General features: G+C 66.7%; 5 protein-coding genes. 4 read left to right on the top strand and 1 reads right to left on the bottom strand.

The annotated features are described in order from the left end of the window. Positions 1 to 188 (top strand): hypothetical protein (locus tag AKL29_RS45155; RefSeq protein ID WP_244482217.1); only part of this gene is annotated, 188 nt, incomplete at its 5' end. 171 nt (positions 189 to 359) lie between these two features. Here AKL29_RS45155 and AKL29_RS20175 read toward each other — a convergent pair. After that, a complete protein-coding gene (locus AKL29_RS20175; RefSeq protein ID WP_050385348.1) occupies positions 360 to 1,166 on the bottom strand; it encodes an enoyl-CoA hydratase/isomerase family protein in 807 nt (268 codons plus the stop codon). 74 nt (positions 1,167 to 1,240) lie between these two features. On the opposite strand from AKL29_RS20175, the gene nthA reads away from it, so the two are divergent. The 3 genes from nthA to AKL29_RS20160 are packed head-to-tail and all read left to right on the top strand — an operon-like array spanning position 1,241 to position 2,903. Further along, positions 1,241 to 1,870 carry a nitrile hydratase subunit alpha gene (gene nthA / locus AKL29_RS20170; RefSeq protein WP_028331964.1) on the top strand — a complete coding sequence of 210 codons (630 nt, stop codon included), beginning with the start codon at positions 1,241 to 1,243 and terminating at the stop codon, positions 1,868 to 1,870. After that, positions 1,867 to 2,526 carry a nitrile hydratase subunit beta gene (nthB, locus tag AKL29_RS20165; RefSeq protein ID WP_028331963.1) on the top strand — a complete coding sequence of 220 codons (660 nt, stop codon included), beginning with the start codon at positions 1,867 to 1,869 and terminating at the stop codon, positions 2,524 to 2,526. The genes nthA and nthB overlap by 4 nt, the downstream gene beginning before the upstream one ends. Further along, the gene (locus tag AKL29_RS20160) at positions 2,526 to 2,903 is read left to right on the top strand and encodes a nitrile hydratase accessory protein (protein ID WP_028331962.1); all 378 of its coding nucleotides are present in this window, start codon (positions 2,526 to 2,528) and stop codon (positions 2,901 to 2,903) included. The genes nthB and AKL29_RS20160 overlap by 1 nt, the downstream gene beginning before the upstream one ends. Positions 2,904 to 3,027: the final 124 nt, after the last annotated feature.

Raw genomic sequence — 3,027 nt, 5'->3', positions numbered from 1 at the left:
CGGCGTTCTGCATCGGCCCGCTCGGCCGCGGCACGCAAGGCGGCAAAAACCAAGGGATCGGCCGTCCGTTCGGCCGCAGCAAAGAAAGCAGCCCGCACCAGAGCGCGACGGCGAAAGTGAGCCCGGCGGTCCGAGAGGACGATGGCGATTCACATAGGCAAATGCGGACACCGGCGATGGGCGCATGATAGCCAATGCCTGCTCGATCTCGACAACGGTGCAGGCGGATGACCCCAGCGTCGGCCCCAGGGCCCGCAAAGGTGCCGGGGTCGTCTCCGCACTGCAAAGGCCCTGACGCTTCGGCCCGGCGTCAGGGCCTTGGCCATTCCGAAGCCTGGAAGGCTCTTGAACGACACGCATCAGCGCCCCTTGAAGCGCGGCTTCCGCCGTCCGAGGAAGGCCGCGACGCCTTCCTTGTGATCCTCGGTCAGGCTCGCCAGCGCGAACTGGTCGAGGTCCATGTGGCTGGCAAGATCGTCGAGCGCATGCGCGAGCCGGTTGACCGTCAGCTTGGTCATCGCGACGGAGATCGGCGGCTGGGCGGCGACCTTGGCCGCGAGCGCCATCGCGGCGTCATATGACTTTCCAGGATCGGTCACCTGCTCCACCAGGCCCCACTCGTAGGCCTCCTCGGCCGAGATTCGGTCGTCGGCCAGGATCACCGCCTGCTTGGTGCGCGCCGGTCCCATCAGATGCAGCATGCGCGGCACGCTCTGCCAGCTCATGTTCATACCGAGCGCGATTTCCGGCACCCGCATATGTGCGTCGCGCGCCATGACGCGGAAATCCAGCGCGACCGCGAGTGCCACGCCGCCGCCGACGCAAAACCCCTCGATCGCGCCGATCGTGACCTGCTCCATGTCCTGCCAGGCGCGCGTCAGCCGCGGCCCGAGCTTCAGGTGCCGGCGCAGCGTGCCCATGTCCATGGTCTGGCGCGAACGTCCTTCGGCATCCTTGAGGTCGAAGCCGGCGCTGAACGATTTGGCGCTGCCGGTCAGCACCACCACCGAGGTCTCGCCATCGTCCTCGAAACTGCGCGCCGCGTCAGTCAGTTGCCGCAGCGCCTCCGGCGACAGCGCGTTGATACCGTCGCCGCGGTCGAACCGCACCACGGCGATGCGGCCGTCCGGCCCGAGGCCCTTCTCGATCGTCACATAGTCAACCACGCATACCTCCCCGCTCGCATTCTTGTGTACTGCCTGCCTCGACATAGCACGACGGTTTCGCCTATTCTGTGGGCATGAGCGACCATGATCATCACCACCACGATCACGACCATTCCGAACTGTCGGAGACCGAACTGCGCGTCCGCGCGCTGGAATCGATCCTGACCGAGAAGGGCTATGTCGAGGCTGCCGCGCTCGACGCCATCGTGCAGGCCTACGAGACCAAGATCGGCCCGCATAACGGCGCCCGGGTCGTCGCCAAGGCCTGGACCGATCCCGCCTTCAAGAAGGCGCTGCTCGAGGACGCCAGCAAGGCGGTCGGCACCCTCGGCCATGTCAGCCGGGTCGGCGACCATCTGGTCGCGATCGAGAACACACCCGGCCGCCACAACATGGTCGTCTGCACATTGTGCTCCTGTTATCCCTGGGAAATGCTCGGGCTGCCGCCGGTCTGGTACAAGGCCTCGCCGTATCGCTCGCGCGCGGTCAAGGATCCGCGCGGCGTGCTCGCCGATTTCGGCGTCAGCCTGCCGAAGGAGACGGAAATCCGGGTCTGGGATTCGACCGCGGAGACGCGCTTCCTGGTGCTGCCGATGCGGCCCGAAGGCACCGAGGGCTGGAGCGAAGACCAGCTCGCCGAGCTGGTGACGCGCGATTCCATGATCGGCACCGGCTTTCCCAAAAGACCGGGAGCGCCGTCATGAACGGCGTCCACGACATGGGCGGCATGGACGGGTTCGGCAAGGTCGAGCCCGAGCCGAACGAGCCGATGTTCCATGAGGAATGGGAATCCCGGGTGCTCGCCATGGTCCGCGCGATGGGTGCGGCCGGCGCCTTCAACATCGACGCGTCGCGCTTCTATCGCGAGACCCTGCCCCCGCAGGTCTATCTGTCGAGCTCCTACTACAGGAAATGGCTGCTCGGGCTGGAAGCCCTGCTGCTCGACAAGGGCTTCATCTCGAACGACGACGTCGCCGCCGGGCATTCCGTCGCGCCGGCGAAATCGCTCAAGCACGGCAAGTTCTCCGTCGCCGATGTCGAGCGCGTGATGGTGCGCGGCAAGTTCGGCCGCGCCGCGCCGGGACCTGCGAAATTCAAGGCCGGCGATCGGGTGCGGGCGAAGAACATCCATCCCGCCACGCACACGCGGCTGCCGCGCTATGTGCGCGGTCACGTCGGGGTGATCGAGCGCGATCATGGCTGTCACGTGTTTCCCGATACGGTCGCCAACGACGCCGGCGAGCATCCGCAATGGCTCTACACCGTCGTGTTCGACGGAAGCGAGCTGTGGGGACCGGACTCCGATCCGACCATCAAGGTCTCGATCGACGCGTTCGAGCCGTATCTGGAGGCCGTGTGATGGATGCAGGTGCCGCCGCGCGCGCCACCAGCGCCGTCTCCAGCATTCCCCGCGACCAGGACGGCCCGGTGTTCCGCGCACCGTGGGAGGCGCAGGCGTTCGCCATGGCCTTGACGCTGCATGACCGCGGCGTGTTCACCTGGACCGAATGGGCTGCGGCACTCGCCGACCAGATCAAGCGCGCGCAGGCGGCCGGCGATCCCGACACCGGCGAGACCTACTACCAGCACTGGCTCGCGACGCTCGAACATCTCGTCGCCGCCAAGGGCGTCACGACACCGGAGACGCTGCACCGCTACCGCGACGCCTGGGACCACGCCGCCGACCGCACCCCGCACGGCCAGCCGATCGTGCTGACGGCGGCGGATTTTGCGTAGCGCTCGCCCGATTCTCTCCCCGTCGTCCCTGCGAAAGCAGGGACCCATACTCCGCGGCGGATATTGTGTGAACGCGACTTGTCGTTCCACCATCGCTCAACAATGACCATTCGTGGTTATGGGT

Source organism: Bradyrhizobium pachyrhizi, assembly GCF_001189245.1.
Classification (GTDB): Bacteria; Pseudomonadota; Alphaproteobacteria; order Rhizobiales; family Xanthobacteraceae; genus Bradyrhizobium; species Bradyrhizobium pachyrhizi.
This window is presented reverse-complemented; position numbering and strand designations above follow the sequence as displayed.